At 70.6% G+C, this 22,324-nt stretch carries 22 protein-coding genes; 12 read left to right on the forward strand and 10 right to left on the reverse strand.

Going from position 1 to position 22,324, the window contains the following annotated elements:
* Window positions 1–2: 2 nt before the first annotated feature.
* From OG395_RS12960 to OG395_RS12975, 4 genes are all read right to left on the reverse strand, one after another.
* The gene (locus OG395_RS12960) at window positions 3–437 is read right to left on the reverse strand and encodes a roadblock/LC7 domain-containing protein (protein WP_266978942.1); all 435 of its coding nucleotides are present in this window, start codon (window positions 435–437) and stop codon (window positions 3–5) included.
* A 7-nt stretch (window positions 438–444) separates the two neighbouring features.
* Window positions 445–2,319 carry a sensor histidine kinase gene (locus OG395_RS12965; protein ID WP_327243041.1) on the reverse strand — a complete coding sequence of 625 codons (1,875 nt, stop codon included), beginning with the start codon at window positions 2,317–2,319 and terminating at the stop codon, window positions 445–447.
* A gap of 410 nt (window positions 2,320–2,729) precedes the next feature.
* Window positions 2,730–2,897 carry a hypothetical protein gene (locus OG395_RS12970; RefSeq protein WP_327243042.1) on the reverse strand — a complete coding sequence of 56 codons (168 nt, stop codon included), beginning with the start codon at window positions 2,895–2,897 and terminating at the stop codon, window positions 2,730–2,732.
* Window positions 2,898–3,078: 181 nt separating this feature from the next.
* Window positions 3,079–4,515 carry a hydrolase gene (locus OG395_RS12975; protein ID WP_327243043.1) on the reverse strand — a complete coding sequence of 479 codons (1,437 nt, stop codon included), beginning with the start codon at window positions 4,513–4,515 and terminating at the stop codon, window positions 3,079–3,081.
* A 328-nt stretch (window positions 4,516–4,843) separates the two neighbouring features.
* On the opposite strand from OG395_RS12975, the gene OG395_RS12980 reads away from it, so the two are divergent.
* Window positions 4,844–5,590 (forward strand): class I SAM-dependent methyltransferase, encoded by a 747-nt coding sequence (locus OG395_RS12980; protein WP_327243044.1) that lies wholly within the window; start codon window positions 4,844–4,846, stop codon window positions 5,588–5,590.
* Between the two features lie 176 nt (window positions 5,591–5,766).
* Here the strand turns inward: OG395_RS12980 and OG395_RS12985 are convergent, their stop codons facing one another.
* From OG395_RS12985 to OG395_RS12995, 3 genes are all read right to left on the reverse strand, one after another.
* A complete protein-coding gene (locus OG395_RS12985) occupies window positions 5,767–6,108 on the reverse strand; it encodes a hypothetical protein (RefSeq protein ID WP_327243045.1) in 342 nt (113 codons plus the stop codon).
* A 446-nt stretch (window positions 6,109–6,554) separates the two neighbouring features.
* Entirely contained in the window at window positions 6,555–7,748 is a 1,194-nt protein-coding gene (locus OG395_RS12990; RefSeq protein ID WP_327243046.1) for an MBL fold metallo-hydrolase, read from the reverse strand.
* A gap of 99 nt (window positions 7,749–7,847) precedes the next feature.
* On the reverse strand, window positions 7,848–8,288 hold the full coding sequence (locus OG395_RS12995; protein ID WP_327243047.1) for a PPOX class F420-dependent oxidoreductase: 441 nt from the start codon (window positions 8,286–8,288) through the stop codon (window positions 7,848–7,850).
* Window positions 8,289–8,447: 159 nt separating this feature from the next.
* Here OG395_RS12995 and OG395_RS13000 point away from each other — a divergent pair, with 159 nt between their 5' ends.
* From OG395_RS13000 to OG395_RS13020, 5 genes are all read left to right on the forward strand, one after another.
* Window positions 8,448–9,011, forward strand: coding sequence for a carboxymuconolactone decarboxylase family protein (locus OG395_RS13000; protein WP_327243048.1), 564 nt, complete (start codon window positions 8,448–8,450; stop codon window positions 9,009–9,011).
* Between the two features lie 118 nt (window positions 9,012–9,129).
* Window positions 9,130–10,758: a thiamine pyrophosphate-binding protein gene (locus OG395_RS13005; protein WP_327243049.1), complete on the forward strand. Its 1,629-nt coding sequence runs from the start codon at window positions 9,130–9,132 to the stop codon at window positions 10,756–10,758.
* Window positions 10,755–11,978 (forward strand): Glu/Leu/Phe/Val dehydrogenase dimerization domain-containing protein, encoded by a 1,224-nt coding sequence (locus OG395_RS13010; protein WP_327243050.1) that lies wholly within the window; start codon window positions 10,755–10,757, stop codon window positions 11,976–11,978. Before OG395_RS13005 ends, OG395_RS13010 begins: the two co-directional genes overlap by 4 nt.
* A gap of 40 nt (window positions 11,979–12,018) precedes the next feature.
* Complete coding sequence (locus OG395_RS13015; RefSeq protein WP_327243051.1) at window positions 12,019–12,711, forward strand: hypothetical protein; 693 nt, start codon at window positions 12,019–12,021, stop codon at window positions 12,709–12,711.
* 125 nt (window positions 12,712–12,836) lie between these two features.
* Window positions 12,837–13,427, forward strand: coding sequence for a TetR/AcrR family transcriptional regulator (locus OG395_RS13020; protein ID WP_327243052.1), 591 nt, complete (start codon window positions 12,837–12,839; stop codon window positions 13,425–13,427).
* Between the two features lie 50 nt (window positions 13,428–13,477).
* Here the strand turns inward: OG395_RS13020 and OG395_RS13025 are convergent, their stop codons facing one another.
* Entirely contained in the window at window positions 13,478–14,479 is a 1,002-nt protein-coding gene (locus tag OG395_RS13025) for a DUF6745 domain-containing protein (RefSeq protein ID WP_327243053.1), read from the reverse strand.
* A gap of 123 nt (window positions 14,480–14,602) precedes the next feature.
* Window positions 14,603–14,929, reverse strand: coding sequence for a hypothetical protein (locus OG395_RS13030; protein ID WP_327243054.1), 327 nt, complete (start codon window positions 14,927–14,929; stop codon window positions 14,603–14,605).
* Between the two features lie 166 nt (window positions 14,930–15,095).
* On the opposite strand from OG395_RS13030, the gene OG395_RS13035 reads away from it, so the two are divergent.
* From OG395_RS13035 to OG395_RS13060, 6 genes are all read left to right on the forward strand, one after another.
* The gene (locus tag OG395_RS13035; protein WP_327243055.1) at window positions 15,096–16,052 is read left to right on the forward strand and encodes an STM4015 family protein; all 957 of its coding nucleotides are present in this window, start codon (window positions 15,096–15,098) and stop codon (window positions 16,050–16,052) included.
* Window positions 16,053–16,058: 6 nt separating this feature from the next.
* A complete protein-coding gene (locus OG395_RS13040; protein ID WP_327243056.1) occupies window positions 16,059–17,030 on the forward strand; it encodes an STM4015 family protein in 972 nt (323 codons plus the stop codon).
* On the forward strand, window positions 17,011–18,165 hold the full coding sequence (locus OG395_RS13045; RefSeq protein ID WP_327243057.1) for an STM4014 family protein: 1,155 nt from the start codon (window positions 17,011–17,013) through the stop codon (window positions 18,163–18,165). The genes OG395_RS13040 and OG395_RS13045 overlap by 20 nt, the downstream gene beginning before the upstream one ends.
* Before the next feature lie 70 nt (window positions 18,166–18,235).
* Window positions 18,236–19,051 (forward strand): STM4013/SEN3800 family hydrolase, encoded by an 816-nt coding sequence (locus tag OG395_RS13050; protein WP_327249324.1) that lies wholly within the window; start codon window positions 18,236–18,238, stop codon window positions 19,049–19,051.
* Complete coding sequence (locus tag OG395_RS13055) at window positions 19,048–20,397, forward strand: STM4012 family radical SAM protein (RefSeq protein ID WP_327243058.1); 1,350 nt, start codon at window positions 19,048–19,050, stop codon at window positions 20,395–20,397. Before OG395_RS13050 ends, OG395_RS13055 begins: the two co-directional genes overlap by 4 nt.
* Window positions 20,398–20,405: 8 nt before the next feature.
* The gene (locus tag OG395_RS13060) at window positions 20,406–21,323 is read left to right on the forward strand and encodes an STM4011 family radical SAM protein (RefSeq protein ID WP_327243059.1); all 918 of its coding nucleotides are present in this window, start codon (window positions 20,406–20,408) and stop codon (window positions 21,321–21,323) included.
* 59 nt (window positions 21,324–21,382) lie between these two features.
* Here OG395_RS13060 and OG395_RS13065 read toward each other — a convergent pair whose 3' ends face one another.
* Entirely contained in the window at window positions 21,383–22,228 is an 846-nt protein-coding gene (locus OG395_RS13065) for an SGNH/GDSL hydrolase family protein (protein ID WP_327243060.1), read from the reverse strand.
* Window positions 22,229–22,324 lie beyond the last annotated feature (96 nt).

A 22,324-nucleotide genomic window follows, 5' to 3' on the forward strand; every position in this document is an offset into this window, starting at 1 on the left:
TCTCACAGCCCCGTGGTGCTTGGTGCCCCGGCCGCTTGTCTGGCCGGGGTATGCAGATACGGACGGACGCTCTTGACCAGCATCGTCATCTCGTAGCCGAGCACCGCGGCATCTGCCTCGCGTCCGGCGAGGACAGCGAGACAGGTGCCGGAACCGGCGGTGGAGACGAAGAGCAACGTCGAGTCGAGCTCCACCACCACCTGCCGGACCTCCCCGTTGTCCCCGAAGCGCGCCCCGGCGCTGCGGCCGAGGGAGTACAGACCGGCGGCCAGCGCCGCCATGTGGTCGGCGCTGTCCGCGTCCATGCCGTGGAGGGACTTCACCAGCCCGTCGGCGGAGAGCAGGACCGCGCTGCGCGTGTACGGCACACGCTGTACCAGCCCGCTCAGCAGCCAGTCGAGGTCCGCAACCTGACCGGACGGCGTATCGGTCGTCATCGTGCATCTACTCCTTCAAGGTATTCGTTTCGAGGGGGTCCGGTTCGGGAGGGAGCGGGGAGGCGGTCGCGGTGGTTCCCCGGACGGGCAGCGGTTCGAGGGGCTGCCGGGCCGGCGGTCCGGACGCTTCGGGGGCGCCGTCCGGGGCCTGTGCGGTGTCGGCGTCCCCTTCGCTCCGGGCCTCTGCGAGCTCGATGCCTCGCCGGAATGACGCCATCAGCCCCGGGTCGTGCAGGGGGGGTTCTTCGTCCTCGGCACGGGGGGCGGGGGCTTCGCGCAGCTGCGGGACCAGGTGTTCCTGGTGGGCGCGCCTGGGGAGTTGGGGCCGGCCCATGGTGCCGCGCACGGTTCCGGGCTCCGGTTGGAGGGCCAAAAGCGCGTCGTCCGGGCGCTGGATGCCGGGGCGGGCGTCGGCGGGGGCCGACCGGGTGACACGCTCGGCGCGCAGTGGCAGCGGCGGCCCCTCACCCTGCCTTCGCGGCGGCTGGGGCGTTTGGTGCAGGCGGAGCGGCTGACTGGGCACCTGGGCCTGCCGGTTCTGGGCCGGGCTCAGATTCCGCTGCTGTGCGGTGTCGTCCTGGGCCGGTGGCCGGTGTACGGGCCCGAGTGGCGGGACCGGGACGGCGTCGGCCGTGGTGGGTGCGTCGGGGTCGACGCCGAGCAGGGACTGCGGGAGTACCAGTACGGCCTGGGTGCCGCCGTAGATGTTGCTCTGCAGCCGGACCGCGATGCCGTGCCTGCGGGCCAGCGACGCGACGACGAAGAGCCCGATCCGGCCGTCCTGGAGCAGATGGGCGACGTTGACCTGGTCGGGGTCGGCGAGCAGGGCGTTCATCCGCTTCTGCTCGTTGCCCGGCATGCCGAGCCCCCTGTCCTCGACCTCCAGGGCCAGCCCGGCGGTGACGTGCTGGGCCCGCAGCAGCACCTGGGTGTGCGGGGCGGAGAACACGGTGGCGTTCTCGACGAGTTCGGCCAGCAGATGGATCACATCGGCCACGGCGTGACCGCGCAGGGTGCCGTCGATCGGCGGCACCAGTTTGACCCGCGGATACTGCTCGACCTCGGCGATCGCCGAGCGCAGCACCTCGGTCATGGTGACCGGGTTGCTCCACTGGCGCCGGGAGACGGCTCCGCCGAGTACGGCGAGGTTCTCGGCGTGCCTGCGGATGCGGGTGGCGAGGTGATCGACCTGGAAGAGGCCCTTGAGGAGATCGGGGTCCTCGACCTCGTGCTCCAACTCGTCGAGCAGCTGGATCTCCCGGTGGACGAGGGACTGCAGGCGGCGGGCGAGATTGACGAAGACCTCGACCCGCTGTTCCTCGCCGGAGTGGTTGCTGAGCCGGGCTGCCTGGACGACGGCGGCGACGGCCCCTTCGTGCGACCGGCCCATTTCCTGGGCGAGCAGGTCGAAGGCGTCGCTGCCGGGGGCGACGGGCCGCGGGGGGCGCCGCGCGGACACCGGCCCTCCGTTGCGGAGCTGCTCCACCAGCCGCTGCAGGTCGGCCTGGCCCTGGGCACTGGCACGGCGCAGCGCCAGGCAGCGGCCGAGGACGGTGGTCGTGACCCGGTTGGCACCGAGGAATGCGGCGACCACGGCGGCGACGGCCAGCGCCCCCGATCCGCCCAGCGCGGTCCAGAGCTGGATGGTCGGGCGGGCACCTGTGGAACGGATGGTGAAGATGACGGCTGCGGCACCGCTCAGCACCGCGGCGACGGCCGGGAGCAGGGCGGTACGCAGGATCTGTGGGCGCATACGGGCCTCAGGAGATGGCTGTGCGGCGCGCGGCCTGGCCGCGGCCGAGTGGGAACGGGCACCCGGTCGGCCGTGCCGCGCGCCCTCTCGGCGTTCCGGTCGCGCTTCAGGTGCGCGAAGTTGAGACATCAGCGTCCTCGGTACATGGGGCACCAGGAATCGGCGTTCGTGCGGTGGCACCTACGGTGGTCGGTCAGGCTCGGGTCAACGCTTGGGCATGCTCGAACGATATGAGCCCAGCGTTGATCACCGGCCACACACAGTAGTCGCCAATCGAGCTCCCGCGACGGGCAGTTGTCAAACTTGCCCGCCATCCGTCCCGCTCTGGTATGAGCTCTCGCACAAGAGACCGATAACGCCGCATTGCCACGGGTCGCCCGACAGCCTGACCGCCGGGTGCGACGGACCGACGGACCGACGGACGCACGCGAACGGCCCGGACCGACCGGGTCTGCCGGTCGGTCCGGGCCGTTCGCGTGCGTCAACGCCCGTTGTCCGTTGTCGCCGGGTGCCTGTCAACTGTTGCCCGTTGCCGGATGTCACCCGGCACCGCTCCACGTGGTCGGAGCCACCTCCGGGCGGCCCGCCCCCGCGGCCGGGTCGGCGGTCGCGGCGGCCAGTGGGTGCAGTTCGGTCTGGGCACACTTGCCCTGGCCGAGAACGAACCGGAACCGCATCCCGGTGGTGCCCCGTTCGCAGCCGGCCACCCCAAGTCCCTGGAGCTACGCCATACTGCTCCTGCAGTCACACAGCCACCGGTGCCTCACCGGCGAGACCGATGGCCGTAGTCAAGCGTCGACCGGCAGCGGACGCTCGGAGGATCCGGGGCAGTCCCTCGCCACGGGGCGCCCGCTGCCAGGTGACTGCGGACGTCCGGTGCGACCGCTGTCAGCTCGCGTTGAGCGCCGTGTCGTCGATGACGAACGAGGTCTGGAGCTTGGAGCCCTCGACGCCGGTGAACTTGATGGTCACGGTCTGGCCCGCGTAGCTGCTGAGGTCGAAGCTGCGCAGAGTGTAGCCGCCGGCGGCGTTGAGGTTGGAGTAGGTGGCGAGGGTGCCGAGCACGGTGCCGGAGCTGTTGAGCACCTGGGCCTTGAGGGTGTCGTAGGCGGTGCTGGTGGTGGTCTCGGCGGTGTCGATGTGGAGGTAGAAGCTGAGGGTGGCGGCGCAGCCGGACGGGATGGTGACGGACTGGGAGAGGGTGTCGGTGGTCGTGGAGCCGTAGCCGCCGAGCCAGGCCTTGTAGGAGCCGGTGCGAGCGGCCTCGCTGCTGCTCGTGGTGATGACGCCGCTGCTCGCGGTCCAGGAGGTGTTGCCGGACTCAAAGCCGGGGTTGGCGAGCAGTTGGGCGGCGGTGCAGGTACCCGTGCCGCCGCCGCTGCTGCCGGAGAGCCACTCGGTGGCGTTGAGAGCGAGGGTGGCGTTGGTGGCGCCGGAGTCGTTCCAGCCGTCGTACAGAGTGTTGCCGGACTGGCCGGTGCCGTCATCGATCGGCGAGCTGTCGCCCCAGAAGGCGACGCGGCCGCTGCCGAAGGTACTGGTGGCGAAGAAAGCGCCGGTGTTGCCGGAGTACCCGGTGCGGTAGAGCAGGCCCTTGACGCTGGAGTTGTCGGCCGGCTTGAGGGTGGCGGTCGTACCGCTGGCGATGAGGCTCTTGGTCACCGCGCCGAAGGAGCCGTGCAGCACCGCGTCGGTGCTGTCGGTGATTGCCGCCGGGTGGTCGGAGCTGATGCTGAGCGAGTCGACGGAGAAGCCGAACGGGTCCGTGCTGTCGACGGTGTTGTTGGTCATCAAGTCGTTGATGATCTCGACCGCGTCCTCACCGTCGCTGTTGCGGTCGGCGCCGGTGTGGTCGGAGATCAGGAACAGGCCGCCGCCGTTCTTCACGAAGTTCATGACGGCGGTCTTCTCCGGCGCGGTGAGCAGAACGTTCGGCTCGGGCAGCACGAAGGTGTCGAAGTTCATCAGGTCGGTTGCGCTGGTGGTGCCGTAAGTGATCGAGCTGCCGGACGGCAGCGTCTTCAGGCTGTAGTTGCCGGTCTTCTGCAGGGCCACACCCCAGGAGGAGAGGGCGCCGGTCCAGGAAGTCTCCGAAGTGGGGCTGGAGTTCTGGCCCAGTGGGTCCGGCTGGCTGGTGCTGATGATCCAGTCCGCGTTGCCGGCCGTCTCGGCGTGTGCGTTGTCGAACAGCACGCGGTTGGTGGCGGCTGCGGTGGTGCTGGGGGCGGCGTGAACCGCCTGGACGGCGGTGCCGGCGGCGAGGGCGCCCAGGACGGCTATACCGCTGACGAGCCTGCGACAAGGGGACTTACCAAATCCAAGCATCCGTCATACCTCCGGGAGGGGTTGATCTACGAGGGCGCAGCCGCTGGGTACTGAATTCTTCGCGCGTAGAACAATGACCGGGATGCGACCTGGCAACAGATTATTTAAGCGTACATGACAAATGTGTGCAAGGAAGAGTCCCTGCACTCGATGGGTGACCGACCTGGCAGAAGCTGTGTCCCGAGCGGCAGCGGAGGGGTTGTCGGGCGCCGACCGCGAGGGTGGCCGGGAACTGAGCGGAGCCGTCGGTAGCCCTGCGATGCCGTGGCGGCGGGAAACGGCTTCAAAGTGCTGTGTCAGGCGCCTCCGGACCGCCGAGGATGGTCACATGGCCATCACTTCGCAGGCCCGTTCCTTCGACAAGGCCGCCGCCGACTATGCCGCGAACCGCCCTTCGTATCCGCCCGCCCTGCTCGATGCGGTTGAGGAACTCGGCGGCCTTGCCTTGAAAGGCGCCCGCGTCGCGGACATCGGTGCCGGCACCGGACTGGCGACCGCCCTCCTCCATGCCCGGGGTGCGCGCGTCATCGCGGTGGAACCCGGCCTTGGAATGGCCTCCCAGTTCCGCCTCGGACTGCCCCATGTCCCCCTCGTACTCGGTGACGGCAACAACCTGCCGCTTGCCTCCGAGTCCATCGACATCCTTACCTATGCCCAAGCCTGGCACTGGACCGACCAGCGCAAGTCCGTCCCAGAGGCTCTCCGAGTACTGCGCCCCGGCGGTGCACTCGCCCTCTGGTGGAACGACTCGGACAGCACTGTCCCCTGGATAGCCGACCAGGACTCCCGCCTGCGCCGCCTCTTCAGTGCCGAAGACAACGAACCCGACCCGATGGCCCGATTCCGCGACCTGCCACCCCAACTCAGCATCGTCACCCGACAGATGGTGTGGACCAGGAGCGTCCCGCTCGACACCCATCTCGCGAACCTGGCCAGCTACTCCGACTTCCTTGTTCTCGGCAGGAATGCCACCGGGGCATTCCTGACTGCGGAGCGCGATCTCCTGACCGAGGTCTTCCCGAATGGCACGGTCGAGGAGCGCTACGTAGTCAGCATGGCCGTTGCTGCCCGTTGACACCATGGCGGTCCAGCGAGCGGATCCTCCCAGAGCGACCAAGGACCCGACCTGGTCCATGAGCGATGCCACCGCATCGATGGGCGACGCCGGCCGGGCCTTGGGGCTCCGGCGGGGGACGACGCAGGACGGCCCGCCTGTACATCCGGCGGGCCGTCCACGGTGGGCGTGAGGTCCTACGGCTCGAGCGCCTCGATCAGGACCTCGGAGGCGCCCGCATCAAGCAAGGACTCCCGGACCCGCTCCAAGTCCGCCGTCGCCGCCCGTTCGGCCTCGTCCGCATCCACGCCTGAGCCGTTGTCCCCGACGCTGTCACACAGCAGCTCCCAGGCCGAGGCGATCTCGCCGTCGGGACCGGGCTCCACGTCCTCCGCCTCGTCGGGGAGGACGACCTCGATCTCCCATCGCTCGTTGCCGAGGAACTGCGGGGTGGAGTTGAAGATGCCCAACGCGTCGGCGGTCCGCTGGGCGACAGCGTCCCCGCTCATCCGCCCCAGCACTCTCACAGTGAACTGCACGACTGCCTCACTCCGGGTCCGCCGTAACCGGCGGCCTCATTGTCACTGTCGGCCCTGCTGTCAGCTTCGCAAATGCTTGTTCATCGCGTACCGCGAGGGCGGCCAAGCCATGTGCTCGCTCGCGATCCGCGGCAGCCATGTCCGGAGCGGCACGGGCAGGTTCGGCCCCGCCACCTGCGCGGTGATCACAACACCCCGGACATCGCGCGCTCCGAACGGTCGTTCGGAGCCCGCGGCCATGAGCAGGCAGAATCAGCAACCGGCGGTTCGAGTGCGGATCACCACATGCGACGACCCTCGTGAAGTGGTGTCGGGACGTGAACTGCTCCGGCACCACCATGCGTTCTCGTAGCGGGGCACGCCGATGGCCCTCCATATGCGGTCCTGATCGCGCGGCATGTCACCCAACTTCCGGGCCGGCTTCGCAAGATCCCCCATGCCTGAGATCACCGCTCGCCCGCAAGGTCGACCTCTTGGTGCACCGGTGCGGTATCCGCCCCCTTGAAGCGGCGCCACGGGTGCGCAATGAGCTCGGACACCGCGCGCCACCAGGGGTCCGTGGGGAGCATCCCCGCCGGTTCGAAGGGTTCTCCGGGCCGGGGGAGCGCCACCGCCTGCCCGACCTCCGCGGCGGCATCCTTCGTCCACTCCCCCGGCTCGGCCCACGGGTGCGGGGCCAGATTGAACGTGGCCCAGTGGATCGGCAGCATCGCTCCGAGCGGCTCCCCGCCCTGGAGGTCCAGATGGGCACGCATGCCCTCCGCCGGTGTCATATGGATGTCGGGCCAGTAATCGGAGTAGGCGCCGATCTGGATCATCGTCGCGTCGAACGGGCCGTGCTCGGCGCCGATGTCCTTGAAACCGGGGAAGTAGCCGGTGTCACCGCTGTGGTAGATCCGGTGCTCCGGGCCCGCGACGGCCCAGGACGCCCAGAGGGTGTGCTGCTGGTTGCGCAGGCCGCGCCCGCAGAAGTGCCGGGCGGGGGTCGCAGTCAGGCTGATCCCCGCGATGTGCGTGGTCTCGTTCCAGTCGAGCTCGCGGATCCGGTCGGCGGAAACGCCCCAGCGCTCCAGGTGGGCGCCGACGCCGAGCGGCACGGCGAAGACCGTGTCCGTGCCCGCCAGGGACTGGATCGTCGGCAGGTCGAGGTGGTCGTAATGATCGTGGGAGATGACGACCGCGTCGACCGGGCCGAGCGCGGCCAGCGGCAGCGGAACGGGGTGCAGCCGCTTGGGCCCGGCAAACGCGAAGGGCGAGCATCGCTCGCCCCACACCGGGTCGAAGAGCACCCGGCGGCCGTCGATCTCGGCCAGCACGCTCGAATGACCCATCCAGGTGAGCCGCAGCCCCGTGGCGGGCGGCGCGGCAAGGTCGGCGAGCGTGGTGGCGTGGACGGGTACCGTGCCGGTCGGCGTCCTGCGGGCCCGCTCCTCCTTGCGGAAGAAGACCTTCGCGAACTCCAGCATGGAGCCGGACGGCCTGCTCCGGGCCCCCATGGGGTTCTGGAAGACGCCGTCGGCGAAGTTGGGTGAGCGCCGGATGCGCTCCATGCGGTCGCCGTCGGGGTCGGCGCCGAATGCGGCAGGTCGCAGCGTACGGAGCCGGGTGCGGAGCGGGTGCAGGGAGTCAGCGCCGGTCACAACATCTCCTGAGGGCGTCGGTGTCGTTTCATTATGAGCAGGGGGTGCGACGGTGCGAGTACGGAACGGCCAGGGGAATGAAGGCCGGACCGCGCCGCCTCAGCCACGCGGCTGCCCGTACGCATGCTCCACGTGCAGTCGCAGGACGATCCGCCGGTCGCGGACCATGGCACTGCGGTAGTCGTCCCAGTCGGGGTGCTCGCCCTGCACGTCGCGGTAGAGCGTGATCAGCTCCTCCACGGTCGCGTCGTGCGGATCGACGGCGACCGGCGACAGCTCGGCGGTCCCGTCCGCGACCGTCCAGGCCCAGCGGTCCTTGCTCGTGACGTGGTAGCTCGCCCTGGGATCGCGCCGGAGGTTCCGCGTCTTCGCCCTGCCCTCCGTGATCGAGACGCGGATGATGCGCTCCTCGGGATAGTAGAAGTGATTGACATTGGACAGCTGGGGCCGGCCGTCCCGCTTCAGCGTCACGAGCACCCCGCCGTCCTCCTCGGCGATCAGCCGGAGAAGCGCGTCCTGCTCTGCATCGATTCCCGTCATGCCGGAACCAACGTCCGTACCCTTCGCAGGATTCCGCGATCGGCCACTCTCCGATGTCACATCCGGCAGCCCCCGCCCGTCGCATCCGTGACAGCAGCCGCCGCCGGCACCCCAAGGAACCGCGCGGCGGACTCGGAGCCGAACCGAAGGAGACCCGCCATGACCGCCCGTATCTCGCTCGACCCGCCCCGCAGCCTCCTCTTCCGCGCCGTGTCGTGGTACTCGAACCGAACGTTCGGGAAGGTCATCGATCCCGTACGGGCCACCGCCCACCACACCAAGGTGCTGTGGGCCGGGCTCCGCTTCGAGCTGGCCGTGGGCCGGTGGAAGGCGCTGGACCCGCAGCTCAAGGCCCTTGCGGTGATGACGTCCGCGGCGACCGTGGGCTGCAGCTGGTGCATGGACTTCGGCTACTGGGAGAACGTCCGGCACGGGATGGACCCCCGCAAACTGCGCGAGGTGCCGGTGTGGCGGGAGAGCGAGGCGTACACAGCACGGGAGCGTGACGTCATGGAGTATGCGGAGGCGATGAGCCTCACCCCGCCGGAGGTCACGGACGAGCTGGTGGACCGGCTCAGGACCGCGCTCGGCGAGAAGGCCCTGGTGGAGCTGACGACCATGGTCGCCGTGGAGAACATGCGCTCGCGGACGAACTCCGCACTGGGTCTGACCAGCCAGGGCTTCAAGGACGAGTGCGAGGTGCCGCGCCCCGCCGCCCCCTGACGGTCGCACCTCAGCCACTGAACAGCGATTCAGTAAAGATCACATTGACAGGGGCACCCCCGCCTCCCAATACTGACTGGCGATTCAGTAAATCGACCTGTTGGTGGAGGGAGGCAGTGTGTCCGAGCAGCCGAGGCCGACCTCGCTGACCGGCGGCGAAGCCGTGGTTCGCGCACTGGCGAAGCACGGTGTGACGCAGGCGTTCGGGATTCCGGGAACCCACAACCTGGAGATCTACCGGCATCTGGACCCGTACGGAATCGCGCATGTCACTCCGCGCCACGAGCAGGGTGCGGGGTACGCCGCCGATGCGTACGCGCGGGTCACCGGGCGCCCCGGGGTGGCGATCACCACCACCGGTCCGGCGCTGCTGAACATCGCGGCGGCGGTGGGGCAGGCGTACTCGGACAGCGTGCCGATGCTGGTCGTCTCGCCCGGCATGCCACTGCGCCACCCACGCCAGTCGACCGGTCTGCTGCACGAGATGCGCAGCCAGACCGAGGCGCTGCGGGGGGTCTCGGCATTCAGCCACCGGGTGTCGACGGTCGAGGAGATCTTCTCCGCGGTGGCGCGCGCCTTCACGCTGTTCCGCACCGGACGCCCGCGCCCGGCCCACATCGAGGTGCCGCTCGATCTGCTGGAGAAACCGGAACCGGCGGGTCCGGTGCGGCTCGCCCCGCCGGTGACCGCGATCTGCCCGTCCCGGCCCGCACTGCGGGACGCGGCGCGGGTGCTGCGGTCGGCCCGGCAGCCCGCACTGGTCCTCGGCGGCGGCGCCAGGAACGCCGCGGCGCAGTGCCTGACGCTGGCCGAGGAGCTGGGTGCGCCGGTGGTCACCACTGCCAACGGCAAGGGGATCGTCGACGAGACGCACCCTCTGTCGCTCGGGGTGTCACTGCACAGCCCGTCCGTACAGCAGTGGCTGGCCGGGTGCGATGCGGTGCTGGCCGTGGGCACGGAACTGGCCGAGTCCGATCTCTGGTCCGCGCCGCCCGCGCTGCGCGCCACCCTGATCCGGGTGGATGTCGACCCGGATCAGATGTACGCGGGACTGCCCGCGCAACTGCCGCTCGTCGGCGACGCCCGCACCACTCTGGAAGCCCTGCGGCAGGAACTCGCCGAGCCCCACGGCGCACCGGCTTCCGGGGCTCCGGACCGGACGGGTGCCGTACGGGCGCTGCGCGCCGGGCGGGACGCGGAGACCGCTGAGCGCGATGCCCACCGGCTGCCGTATCTGCAGGCCGTACGAACCGTGCTGGACGCGGACGCGATCCTGACCTCGGACAGTGCGCAGTGCTGTTACTACGGCGCGATCCCGCATCTGCCGGTGGGCCCGGCGGGGCGCTATCTCCATCCGACCGGCTTCGGCACGCTCGGCTACGCCCTGCCCGCCGCGATCGGCGCGAAGACCGCGTATCCCGCCCGTCAGGTGGTGGCACTGAGCGGCGACGGCGGGCTGCAGTTCTCCGTGCAGGAGCTCGCCACCGCCGCCCAGCTGCGATTGCCGCTGCCCGTCGTGGTGTTCGACAACGGCGGATACGGCGAGATCCGCGACGAAATGGCGGCGCGCGGCGACACCCCCACGGCGGTCGATCTGCCGTCCGTCGACCTCCCGGCGCTGGCCCGCGCGTACGGCGGCCACGGTGTCCACGCCGATTCACCCGAGGCGCTCACCCGCGCCCTGTCCCTGGCCCTGACCACCCCTGGGCCCACCCTGATCACTGTGACCGAGGAGACCCCCCGATGACGACGCCGACGACGACCCCGTCCCCGACCACCCCGCCGGCTCCGCTGATCTCGCTGACCTGGACGGACCATGTCACCGGACGCCAGGGCCATCTGGTCGTCGACCGGCTGGTGCGCGGTGTGTCCAGCGGCGGGCTGCGGATGCGGGAGGGCTGCACGCTCGACGAGGTGGCCGGACTCGCCCGCGGCATGACGATGAAGGAGGCCCTGCACTTCGACGCCGACGACGCACAGGCCCGCTACATACCGCTCGGCGGGGCCAAGGGCGGCATCGACTGCGACCCGCGCGCCCCGGAGGCGTACGGGGTACTGGTGCGCTATCTGCGGGCCGTGCGCCCGTACATCGAGAACATCTGGACGACGGGTGAGGACCTCGGGCTGACGCAGGACCTCGTCGACCGGGCGGCCGCCGAGGCCGGGCTCATCTCCTCGATCCAGGCCGTCTATCCCCTGCTCGACGACGAGACGGCGGCGCGGCAGCGGCTCGCCGACGCGTTCGCCGTCGAGGTGGACGGCATCGGGCTCGACGAACTGGTCGGCGGCTGCGGGGTCGCCGAGTCGGCGCTCGCCGCGCTGGACCGGGCCGGCGTGGCGTACCCGCAGGCGCGCGTCTGTGTGCAGGGCCTCGGCACGATGGGCGGGGCGACGGCGCGGTTCCTGGCGCGGGCCGGGCTGAAGGTCGTCGCCGTCGCGGACATCAAGGGCACCATCGCCAACCCGGCGGGCCTCGACGTCGAGGCGCTGCTCGCGGCCAGGGACGCGTACGGAACGGTGGACCGCGGTGCGCTGCGGGACGGGGACCGCGAGCTGCCCGCCGACGCCTGGCTGGCCCAGGAGGCGGAGGTGCTCGTCCCGGCAGCGGTGTCGTACGCCATCGACGCCACGAACCAGGCTCTCATCACTGCCCGTTGGGTGATCGAGGCGGCGAACATGCCGGTGCTGCCGGAGGCGGAGGCGCTGCTCGCCGGGCGCGGGATCACCGTGCTGCCCGATGTGGTCGTCAACTCCGGTACGAACGCCTGGTGGTGGTGGACCCTGTTCGGCGACATCGACGCCGACGCCGAGGAGGCGTTCGGGCACACCCGTCGTTCGATGCGCGCCCTGATCGACCGGATGCTGGCCCGCGCCGAGGCCGACGGCTCCACGCCCCGTGCGGCGGCCCACGCGCTCGTCGCCGAACGGCTGCCGGTGATGGCCGAACGGTTCGGCTGGTACCGGTGACACACTGCGGGTCTTCGCCGGTGACTACCGGGACGACTGGATGTCCGCGCCCTTCAACCCGGCGCTCGGCGAACAGGCCGGGGCGGCGCAGATCACCCGGGACGGCGACAAGCTGAATGTGGCGCTCCCTGTGTTCTCGGACGCGGCCGGGCACCGTGCCGAGACGGCGCCGGGGGCGGACACCGGCAGCACGGTCCTGGCGGACGACGGCGGGAAGGTGCTGGCCCGCAACGACGCACCGGGCCGCGCCACGTTCGATCTGCCGCGCAAGGACGACTGGTACCGGCTGACGGTCGACGCCACCCGTACGTCACCGGACCCGGTGACGTGGATGCTCGGCACCCGGATCACCAGCGAGTGGCGGTTCCGCTCCGGTCACGAGAAGTCGGCTGCCGCGGCCCGGCTGCTGGACCTCGACTACCGGCTGCCGCTGACCGGCGAGAACGCGGCCGACGCGGGGAGGCCGCTCGATTACACGGTCGGACTCACGGCGCAGGGCAGTCGGCGGGCGCTTGCCGTCGCTTCGTTGAAGGTCTGGTACGCGACGGACGGCACCGGCTGGAAGCAGGCCGCGGCGGCGCGTACGGCCGACGGCAGGTGGAAGGTGACGGTGCCTGCGATGGGCACCGCCAAGGTCGACCTGCGCACCACCGTCACGGACACCTCAGGTGCCTCGCTGACGGAGACCCTGATCGACGCCTACAACTCCGGCTGCGCCGATATCTGGTGCTGACCTGGGCCGGAGCCTTGAGGTGACAGGTGGTGAGCAGGGGGCGGGGCCGTATGCGGTCCCGCCCCCGACCTGTCCGGGACCGGCGCATTGGTTAGGGTGACGCCGTGGCAAGAGTGCGGTTGAGCGTGGCGGAACGACGTGAGGAGCTGCTCCGCGCTGCCGTCGAACAGATCGAGGTGCGAGGTGTCGCGGCGGTACGGATCGCCGATGTGGCGTCCGTGCTCGGCGTGAGCAACGCCCTGGTGCTTTACCACTTCTCGACGAAGGAGAAGCTGGTCGCAGCCGCCTTCGCGCATGCGGCCGAGGCGGACCTCGCCCATCTGCGCAAGCTCCTGAGCCGTCGCACGAGTGCGGTACGGCGGTTGCGCGCCGCCGTCCGCTGGTACGCACCGACCGGGCAGGCCAAGGGCTGGCGACTGTGGATCGAGGGCTGGGCGGCCTCGCTCCGGGACCCGGCGCTGCGCAATGTGGCCGGCGATCTCGACCAGCAGTGGAAGGCGGAGCTGGCGGAGGTCATCGAAGAGGGCGCCGCCGCGGGTGAGTTCCACTGCGACGACCCGATGTCCGTCGCCTGGCGACTGACCGCCCTGCTGGATGGTCTGGCCGTCCAGATGACGTCGTACGCCGGTCCGCTCTCCCGGGCCACGATGCTGGCGTGGACCGACGAGGCGCTCGCCCGCGAACTGGGCATCGACCGGGCGACGCTGACGGCCTGACCCGGCCGGTCACTCCGCCTCCTTCGCTTCCTTTCCGTCCTGTCGACCGATCAGGTCTGGCGCACAGGCGTGTACGCGTCCCCGTCCAGCCCGAAGGTCCAGGCGACGCCGCCCTTCGCGGTCCTGGTCGAGGGCGGTACCCGCAGCCAGTACGTGCGATGGGTCCCGTCGGGTTCCGGGGTCGAGTTGACCACCTCGACCATCACCACGTCCTCGTCGCCGTCCAGCGCGATCCGCCACAGGATGCCCGTCTCGTCCCGGTGCACCGGCTCGGCGCCCGACTCGGTGAGGTAGCGGTCGTAGCCGTAGAACTCCAGCATCACGCGGCGCAGCTCCGCGTTCTCCTCCTCGCGTATCCGCTCGGGGGTCAGGGCCGTCAGTTCCGCGAGGAACTCGGCGGGAACAGGCATGCCGCGCCAGGCGTACAGCGCGAACCCGTCACGGTACGAGAGGGCAGGGCCGTCCCCGCGGTCGAGCCGGCCCGCCTCGTCACGGTGGAGCGTCTCCGGGCGTTCGCTGATCACCACGGTGCGCTCGTACGGCCACCACCAGCCCGCGTGCCTGGCCACCTCCGCCAGGCCGTCGAGCCGGTTCCCGCGGCCGTCGAACGCGGCGAGCCACGCCGCGTCGTGCTGGCCGAGGACCGCGTCGAGCAGCACCAGGCGTACATCCGACTCGTCCTCGGGGCTCTTGGCGAGGGCCGAGACGACACCGGTCCGTATCCGCTCGGCGAGCGCGGCCGTGGTCTCCCAGAGCTGGGCGCCCGTGGCAGACCAGAGGGAGGACCAGCCGGCCGAACCCAACTCGTCGTACATCCGGCGCCGTTCCTCCGCCCACGGGCAGGTCCGCACCTCGTCGCGCACCGAGCGGCCCGCGTCGACGAGCTTCTCGACCACCTCGACGGCCGCCTTCGGCGAATCGGCCCAGACAATCTGCTCCGGCTCGGCCAGTCCCGCGCTGCGGTAGGCGAGGCGGACCCCGTCCTCGGCCGCTCCCCGGTCCGCCGCACCGGTCGCCGCTGCCACGGCCCGCCATGAGTCCACGTACTGCATCGGTTGTCCCCGTCCCCTGTTCACTCTCTTGGATGTCTGCTGTTCGCCGCCTGTCGGGCGTGTTCGCCGTGCCGCCCGGTACCGGTCCGCTGCGTCGCCCGCCGCCTGCCCGGACCGGCCGGCTCAGTCCGCGACGATGCGGACCGCACCCGGTGCGTACTCCCGCTGGCGCACGACGCGGTACCAGCCCTTCGACAGCGGTATCGCCGCATGCTCCTCGTGCACCACCCGCCCGCCGTCGGGGAGATGGAGCAGCATCGGGCCGAAGGCGCCCGCCTCGCGCATCAGCCGGCCGGGCCCGTGGACTGCATGCGCATGACCGGTGACCTCGCCCAGCGCGAGCACCAGTCGCCCGCGGGCGTCCCGCGGCTCCCCCGGCGCGTCCGCCAGGTGCGCGGGCACCTCGGACTCGTCCAACGCCACGATCAGTACATCGCCCTGCCGGTACACAGACGTCTCCCCTCCAGGGTGGCACCCGCTGTGCCGACCCTGGAGAAAACGCTAAGGGGAGGGTCTGACAATCGGTCACAACCCCTCCCCCGCCCGCCGCATTGTCAGTGGGGCTTGATAAACCTTGCGGACATCAGCCGTCCCCCAGTCTCAGGAGCTCAGGGTCATGTCCGGTGTGGATCATCTGCACGAGTTGCTCGGCCTGCCGGCCGTCGACTTCCGGCACGCGACGAACGAGGCGCCGGCGCAGGCCGCCGATGCCGCGGCCTGGCGTATCGCGGTCGATCCGTACGACGACGAGTCGGAGATGACCTGGGAGCAGGCGTTCCAGGCATTTCTCGCTGCTGTCGACCCGGCGGGCGTGCGGGCCCTGATCATCGGCCAGTGGGGCGAGTCGTACGAGGAGACGTCGTCGTACCCGATCGATCTCGTGATCGCCGCCGCCGACCGGCTGACCTCGCTGGAAGCCGTCTTCGTCGGCGACATGACGGCCGAGGAGAACGAGATCTCCTGGATCGAGCAGACCGACGTCACCGCGCTGCTGAGGGCGTTCCCCGGCCTGCTGGAACTGGGCGTGCGCGGCGGCACGGGCCTGGAGTTCTCCCCGTCGAAGCACGAGCGGCTGCGTTCGCTGACCATCGAGACGGGCGGGCTGCCTGCCGGAGTGATCCGCGGCATTCTGGACAGCGAGCTGCCCGCGCTGGAGCGGCTCGATCTCTGGCTAGGTGTCTCCGAGTACGGCGGCGACGCCGATGTCTCGGACCTGGCCCCGCTGCTCTCCGGCTCGCGCTTCCCCCGCCTGCACCACCTCGGTCTGCGCAACAGCGAAGTGCAGAACGAGATCGCGACGGCCGTCGCGGGCGCCCCGGTCGTCGCCCAGTTGCGCACCCTCGATCTGTCGCACGGGACGCTCGGCGACGAGGGCGCGGCCGCGCTGCTCGAAGGCCAGCCGCTGACCCACCTCGAACGGCTCGATCTGCACCATCACTTCCTCACCGCGCCGATGGAGCGCCGGATCAAGGAGGCGCTGGAACCGCACGGAGTGCAGGTCGATGTGTCCGAACGCAAGGAACCATGGGGCGATCGCGGGGCCGAGGGTCGCTACACCACGGTTTCGGAGTGACGCTCGATGACTGACATCGACCATCCCGAGACGTTCCACGGCCTGCCGGTCCTCACGCTGCCCGGCCCCGGGCTGCCGCACGCCGGTCCGCTTCCGGCGGCGGACACGGTCGCCTGGCGGCTGGAGAGCGCCTGGCAGGGCAGCCTGACATTCGCCACCCTGTGGCAGCACTTCCTCGACACGGTCGACACCACCCAGGTGCGAGCCCTGCTGATCGGTCCGTGGTGGCAGGAGGAGTACGAGCCGTTCGCCCCCGTCGTCGACCTGCTGGCGGGCCACGCGGACCGGTTCCCGTCCCTGCGGGCGCTCTTCCTCGCCGATGTCGTCAGCGAGGAGTGCGAGCTCTCATGGCTGGAGATGGCCGACATCACCCCGGTGCTCGAGGCGTTCGGACAGGTGCGGGAGCTGACGGTGCGCGGCTGCGGCGAGCCGATCGCCGGCAAGCAGACCCTTGATCTGCGGCCGGTGCGGCACGAGGCACTCACCTCGCTGCGGTTCGAGTCCGGCGGGCTTCCGTCGGCCGTCGTGCGGGCGGTCGGGGCGTCGGAGCTGCCCGCGCTGGAGTACCTCGAACTCTGGCTCGGCGTCGCCGAGTACGGCGGGGACGCGACGGTCGAGGACCTTGCGCCGCTGCTCTCCGGTGCCGCGTTCCCGAACCTGCGCCATCTGGGTCTGCAGAACAGTGAGATCCAGGACGAGATCGCGGCCGCGGTGGCGTCCGCCCCGGTTGTCGCCCAGTTGGAGTCGCTCTCCCTGGCGATGGGCACGCTCGGGGACCTCGGAGCCGAGGCGCTGCTCGCTGGCCAGCCGCTCACCCACCTGACCTCGCTGGATCTGCATCACCACTACATCAGTGACCCATGGCTGGACCGTCTCAGGGGACTGCTCGGTGCCGACCGGGTGAACGGTGAACCGGACGAGGTGGAGTACTGGGATCCGGATGAAGACGACGAGCGCTATGTCGCAGTCACCGAGTAGGGCGGGCGGCCCGGCGGTGCGATTCGCCGTCGTGGGAGTTCCCGGCAACCGCCGGGTCACACTCTTCCGGGACGCCGTACGCGCCGCCGGGCTGCCAGCCGCGCGTGTGGTGCCCTGGCTGGACGTCCTGGGCGGCAAGGTCGTTTTCCGGCCGGGCGAGACCGTACGGATGGACTCGCCCGGTGAGGACGCCGAGGTCGAGCGGTTGCTGCGGTCGGTGGACGATCCGACGAGGGTCGAGGGCACCGCCCTCTGGTACACCCGGTTCACCGGAGCGGTGCGGACGGTCGCACGGGCGGCCGACGCGGCCGGAGCGGTCCTGCTCGACGCCCCCGGCGATGTCGCCGTGCTGTTCGACAAGCGGCTGTGCCATGCCGTGCTGGACGGCGCCGGGGTCCCTGTACCGGCTTCGCCGACCTCCGGCGCTGCGGCGCCCGTGGTGCGCGACTGGTCAGATGTGCGCGAGCGGATGGCTCAGCACCGGATGCCACGGGCCTTCGTGAAGCTCGCACACGGCTCGTCCGCCTCGGGGGTGCTGGCCGTGGAGACGGCAGGTCCCGGCCGGGTGCGGGCGACCACGTCGGTGGAGCGCGATACGTCCGGACGACTCTTCAACTCACTGCGGGTGCGCCGCTGTACGACGGAGCGCGAGGTGGCGGCGATCGTCGACGCGCTCGCACCGGACGGGCTGCACATCGAGCGCTGGCTGCCCAAGGCATCACAGCGTGGGCGCTCGGCCGACCTGCGGGTCCTGGTGGTGGCGGGCCGCGCCACCCATGCCGTCGTACGGACCAGCCACTCGCCCATGACCAATCTTCACCTCGGCGGCGAGCGCGGAAGCCTCGACGAGGTCCGCGCGGCCGTCGAGGCGGCGGGCGGCAGCTGGGCCGAGGCCCTGGCCGTGTGCGAGCGCGCCGCTGCCTGCTTCCCGGACACGCTGTGTGTGGCCGTCGATCTGCTGCCCGCGACCGGCTGGCGGCGGTTCGCCGTCGGCGAGGTCAACGCCTTCGGCGACCTGCTGCCACGCCTGACCGGGCTGCCCGGCAGCGGCTTCGAGGGCCTGGACACCTACGCGACGCAGGTCGTCGCCGTACTGAACAAAGCAAGGAACCACCGTGCAAGCGCCACCCCCTGACGCCGGACAGGCCGTCGCCGACATCCGCGACGCGGACGCCGCTCCCTCGGAACACGCCGGGAATCCGGACATGAGCAAGATCGTGGGCAGTCACGATCTGCTGCTCATCACCCTCGACACCCTGCGCTACGACGTGGCGGCGGAGCTGGCCGCCGCCGGACGCATCCCGCATCTGTCCCGCCATCTCCCGGGCGGCATCTGGGAGAAGCGGCATGCCCCGGGCAGCTTCACCTATGCCTCGCACCAGGCGATCTTCGCGGGATTCCTGCCGACACCCGCCGCCCCCGGCCCGCACCCCCGGCTGTTCGCGGCACGCTTCGCCGGCAGTGAGACCACCGCTTCCCGGACCTTCGTCTTCGACACCCCGGACCTGGTGTCCGCTCTCGCCGGGGCCGGCTACCGCACGGTGTGCATCGGAGGCGTCGGCTTCTTCAACCGGCAGGGCCCGCTCGGTTCCGTGCTGCCGGGCATGTTCCAGGAGAGCCACTGGGAACCAGAGTTCGGCGTCGCGTCACCCACCTCCTTCGAGGCCCAGGTGGCACGGGCCGAGCAGGTCGTCGCGGGGGTCCCCGCCGAACAACGGCTGTTCCTCTTCGTCAACGTGTCGGCGCTGCACCAGCCCAACTGGTTCCACCAACCGGGCGCCACCCGCGAGTCGGGTGACTCCCGCGCCACGCACGCCGCAGCCCTGGAGTACGTCGACGCACACATCGGCCGACTCCTTGCCGCCGCGAGCAGCCGGCGACGCTGCTTCGCCATCGTCTGCTCCGACCACGGCACGGCGTACGGGGACGACGGCTACACCGGTCACCGGCTCGGCCACGATTCCGTCTGGACCGTTCCGTACGCACACTTCTTCCTGGAACCGGGAGCCACCGCACGATGACCAGTTCGCACACCGTCCGCCCGTACCAGAGCTACGTCTACGCCTATCCGCACAAGACGGCGTACCGCCCGCTCACCGGCCGGCCCGCGCTGCGCGAGCTGTGGGCCGGAGAGCGCAAGGACGCGCTCTCGCTCTATCTCCACATACCGTTCTGCGAGGTCCGCTGCGGTTTCTGCAACCTCTTCACCCGGATCGGCGCCCCCGACGAGCTGACGACCCGCTATCTCGACGCACTGGACCGGCAGGCCACCGCCGTCCGCGACGCACTGGGTGACGACGAGCCGGTGCGGTTCGCCGCGGCGGCGTTCGGCGGCGGCACCCCCACCTTCCTGACGGCAGCCGAGCTGGAGCGGCTCTGCGACATCGCGGAGAAGCGGGTGGGCGCCGACCTGCAATCCGTGCCGCTGTCGGTCGAGACCTCGCCAACGACCGCAACAGCCGACCGGCTGGCCGTCCTCGCCGACCGCGGGACGACCCGGATCAGCATCGGCGTACAGAGCTTCGTCGACGCCGAGGCACGCGCGGCGGTCCGCCCCCAGCGCCGCGCCGATGTGGAGGCGGCGCTCGGCCGGATCCGCGACGCACGCATCCCGGTCCTCAACATCGACCTGATCTACGGCATCGACGGACAGACCGAGGACAGCTGGCGTTCCTCCCTGGACGCGGCCCTCGCCTGGCAGCCGGAGGAGCTGTACCTCTATCCGCTGTACGTGCGCCCGCTGACAGGCCTGGGCCGGGTCGGCGCCGAAGCCGAAGCAGCGGCGGACGCAGCCTGGGACGAGGAGCGGCTGCGGCTGTACCGGGGGGGCCGGGACCATCTCCTCGCCCACGGCTACGAGCAGGTGTCGATGCGGATGTTCCGTCGCGGCGACGCCCCGCGGCAGGGTCCCGACGACTACGCGTGCCAGACGGACGGCATGATCGGGCTGGGTTGCGGCGCACGCTCGTACACCAGTCGGCTGCACTACTCCTTCGACTACGCGGTGGAGATGCGGGAAGTGCGGGCGATCATCGACGGCTACACCGCCACCGAGGACTTCTCCCGTGCGGAGGTGGGGCGGTATGTAGACGGCGACGAGGCGCGCAGGCGCCACCTTCTGCAGTCGGTCCTCCAGGCCGAGGGGCTGCAGCTGGCGGAATACCGCGAGCGGTTCGGCGCCGCTCCCGGTGACGACTTCCCAGGTGAGCTGGACCGGTTCGAGGCACGCGGCTGGCTGGACGGGTCCGCCGTGGCGTCCGGGCTGCTGCGGCTCTCGCCCGAGGGGCTCGCCCACTCCGACGCGCTGGGTCCCGAACTGTTCTCCCCCGCTGTACGGGCCGCGATGGCCGCGTACGAACTGAAGTGAGTACTCCCATGGATCTGACGATCCTCTATCGGGGCCCCCTGGCGTCGTGCGACTACGACTGCCCGTACTGCCCGTTCGCCAAGCGGCGCGACAGCCCGGAGCAGCTCCGTGCCGACCGCGCCGCGCTGGAGCGGTTCACCGCGTGGGCCGCGGCGCAGACCAGGGACAGGATCTCGGTGCTGTTCACGCCGTGGGGCGAGGGGCTGGTCCGTTCCTGGTACCGCCGCGCCTTGGTGGAACTGGCGCAGCTGCCGCACATCGGCCGGGTCGCGATCCAGACCAATCTCAGCGGTCGTACACGGTGGCTGGCCGAGGCCGGTGGAGCCGGCCGCGACAAGATCGCACTGTGGTGCACGTATCACCCCGGGCAGACACCGTACGACCGTTTCCTGGCCAGGTGCCGGGAGCTGTCCGCTCTGGATGTCCGGTACAGCGTCGGTGTCGTCGGTCTCGAGGACCATTTCGACGAGGCGCGACGGCTCCGTACCGACCTGCCCGACGAGGTCTATCTCTGGGTCAATGCCGCTGAGGGGCAGAGCTACACGGACGAGGAGGCGGACCGCTGGACGGTCCTCGACCCCCTCTTCCCGTACAGCCGACACCCGCACCGCTCGGCCGGCCTGCCGTGCCGGACCGGCGAGTCCGTCATCTCGGTGGACGGTGACGGCACGGTGCGCCGCTGCCACTTCGTCCCGGCCGAGCTGGGCAACCTGTACGACGGCAGCTACCGGAGTGCGCTCGGTCCGCGGGTCTGTCCGCTCGCCGTCTGCGACTGCCACATCGGCTATGTGCATCTGGAGACGCTGCCGCTGTACGACGTCTTCGCGGGCGGCGTCCTGGAGCGCGTACCAGCCCGACGCCCCGGCATACCGACGCCCTCGGGACGCCGGTTCCTGCCCCTGTCCCCCGTCGCCGGACAGGCCTGAAGCCCCCGGGAATCAGAAAGGGAGCGGGCCCGTCCGGCAGACGAGGCCGAAGACGGGTCCTAAAGCGGCAGGAGGTCCGGCCGCTTCGCCTCGACGTGGTCGCCGGAGGACTCGCCACGCAGCCGCCGTCCTATCCACGGCACCAGGTACTCGCGCGCCCAGTGGATGTCGTCGCGCCGGACCTCCAGCGTGCCGCGCTGTGCCTGCGGGGGCCACTCCTGGTCGGGGTCGGCCGGGACTTCGAGGCCGAGGACCTGGGCGGCGCGCAGCGCGACCCGGGTGTGCCCCTCGGGCGACAGGTGGAGCCGGTCGTCGTCCCAGGCTCGCCGGTCCTGCACGGACTTCAGCGACCACAGGTCGAGAACGGGGCAGTCGTAGCGGTCGGCGATGGAGCGCACATGGGCGGTGTACGTGGCGATCTTGCCGCGCAGACGGCGCAGTACGGGAACGCCGCGGGTGTCGAAGCCGGTGGTCACCAGGACGGTGCCGACCGAGTCGGTCAGCTCGGCGACCGCGCGCTCGAAGCGCTCGGCCACGTCGTCCGGGTCGGTGCCGGGCCGGATGATGTCATTGCCGCCCGCGCAGAAGCTCACCAGATCGGGTGCGAGCTCCTTGGCGCGCGGCACCTGCTCCTCGACGATCTGGTCGAGGAGGCGTCCGCGTACGGCGAGATTGGCGTACCGGAAGTTTCCGTGCGCGGAGCCCTCGGAGCTCGTCGCCGCATCGGTGTCCGGGAGCTGGTCCGCGAGAAATACCGCGAAACGGTCCGCCCAGCCGACGAAGGTTCCGTCCGGGCCGGGGTCTCCGACTCCCTCGGTGAAGCTGTCGCCAATCGCTGCGTACGACCCGATGGCGCCATGCCGATTGATGACGCCACGTTGAATGTTTCTCGAATCGTCTGCCACAAGCGCATATCCTGCACCGCCGAATGTGACTTACGCGACCGTAATAAGGGGTTGACGGGTGGTGAGATAGACCACCTGGTCAGGTTTTGGTAAAGG

It is taken from the genome of Streptomyces sp. NBC_01320 (assembly GCF_035974375.1).
Taxonomy (GTDB): domain Bacteria; phylum Actinomycetota; class Actinomycetes; order Streptomycetales; family Streptomycetaceae; genus Streptomyces; species Streptomyces yanii.

What these genes read in the sequence shown, in the direction of transcription:
- OG395_RS13015 (WP_327243051.1), top strand. Translation starts at nt 12,019, where the DNA reads ATGTCCGCGCCCTTCAACCCGGCGCTCGGCGAACAGGCCGGGGCGGCG.
- OG395_RS13045 (WP_327243057.1), top strand. Translation starts at nt 17,011, where the DNA reads ATGTCGCAGTCACCGAGTAGGGCGGGCGGCCCGGCGGTGCGATTCGCC.
- OG395_RS13035 (WP_327243055.1), top strand. Translation starts at nt 15,096, where the DNA reads ATGTCCGGTGTGGATCATCTGCACGAGTTGCTCGGCCTGCCGGCCGTC.
- OG395_RS13010 (WP_327243050.1), top strand. Translation starts at nt 10,755, where the DNA reads ATGACGACGCCGACGACGACCCCGTCCCCGACCACCCCGCCGGCTCCG.
- OG395_RS13055 (WP_327243058.1), top strand. Translation starts at nt 19,048, where the DNA reads ATGACCAGTTCGCACACCGTCCGCCCGTACCAGAGCTACGTCTACGCC.
- OG395_RS13050 (WP_327249324.1), top strand. Translation starts at nt 18,236, where the DNA reads ATGAGCAAGATCGTGGGCAGTCACGATCTGCTGCTCATCACCCTCGAC.
- OG395_RS13040 (WP_327243056.1), top strand. Translation starts at nt 16,059, where the DNA reads ATGACTGACATCGACCATCCCGAGACGTTCCACGGCCTGCCGGTCCTC.
- OG395_RS12960 (WP_266978942.1), bottom strand. Translation starts at nt 437, where the DNA reads ATGACGACCGATACGCCGTCCGGTCAGGTTGCGGACCTCGACTGGCTG.
- OG395_RS13060 (WP_327243059.1), top strand. Translation starts at nt 20,406, where the DNA reads ATGGATCTGACGATCCTCTATCGGGGCCCCCTGGCGTCGTGCGACTAC.
- OG395_RS13025 (WP_327243053.1), bottom strand. Translation starts at nt 14,479, where the DNA reads ATGCAGTACGTGGACTCATGGCGGGCCGTGGCAGCGGCGACCGGTGCG.
- OG395_RS12975 (WP_327243043.1), bottom strand. Translation starts at nt 4,515, where the DNA reads ATGCTTGGATTTGGTAAGTCCCCTTGTCGCAGGCTCGTCAGCGGTATA.
- OG395_RS12980 (WP_327243044.1), top strand. Translation starts at nt 4,844, where the DNA reads ATGGCCATCACTTCGCAGGCCCGTTCCTTCGACAAGGCCGCCGCCGAC.
- OG395_RS12995 (WP_327243047.1), bottom strand. Translation starts at nt 8,288, where the DNA reads ATGACGGGAATCGATGCAGAGCAGGACGCGCTTCTCCGGCTGATCGCC.
- OG395_RS12965 (WP_327243041.1), bottom strand. Translation starts at nt 2,319, where the DNA reads ATGTCTCAACTTCGCGCACCTGAAGCGCGACCGGAACGCCGAGAGGGC.
- OG395_RS13000 (WP_327243048.1), top strand. Translation starts at nt 8,448, where the DNA reads ATGACCGCCCGTATCTCGCTCGACCCGCCCCGCAGCCTCCTCTTCCGC.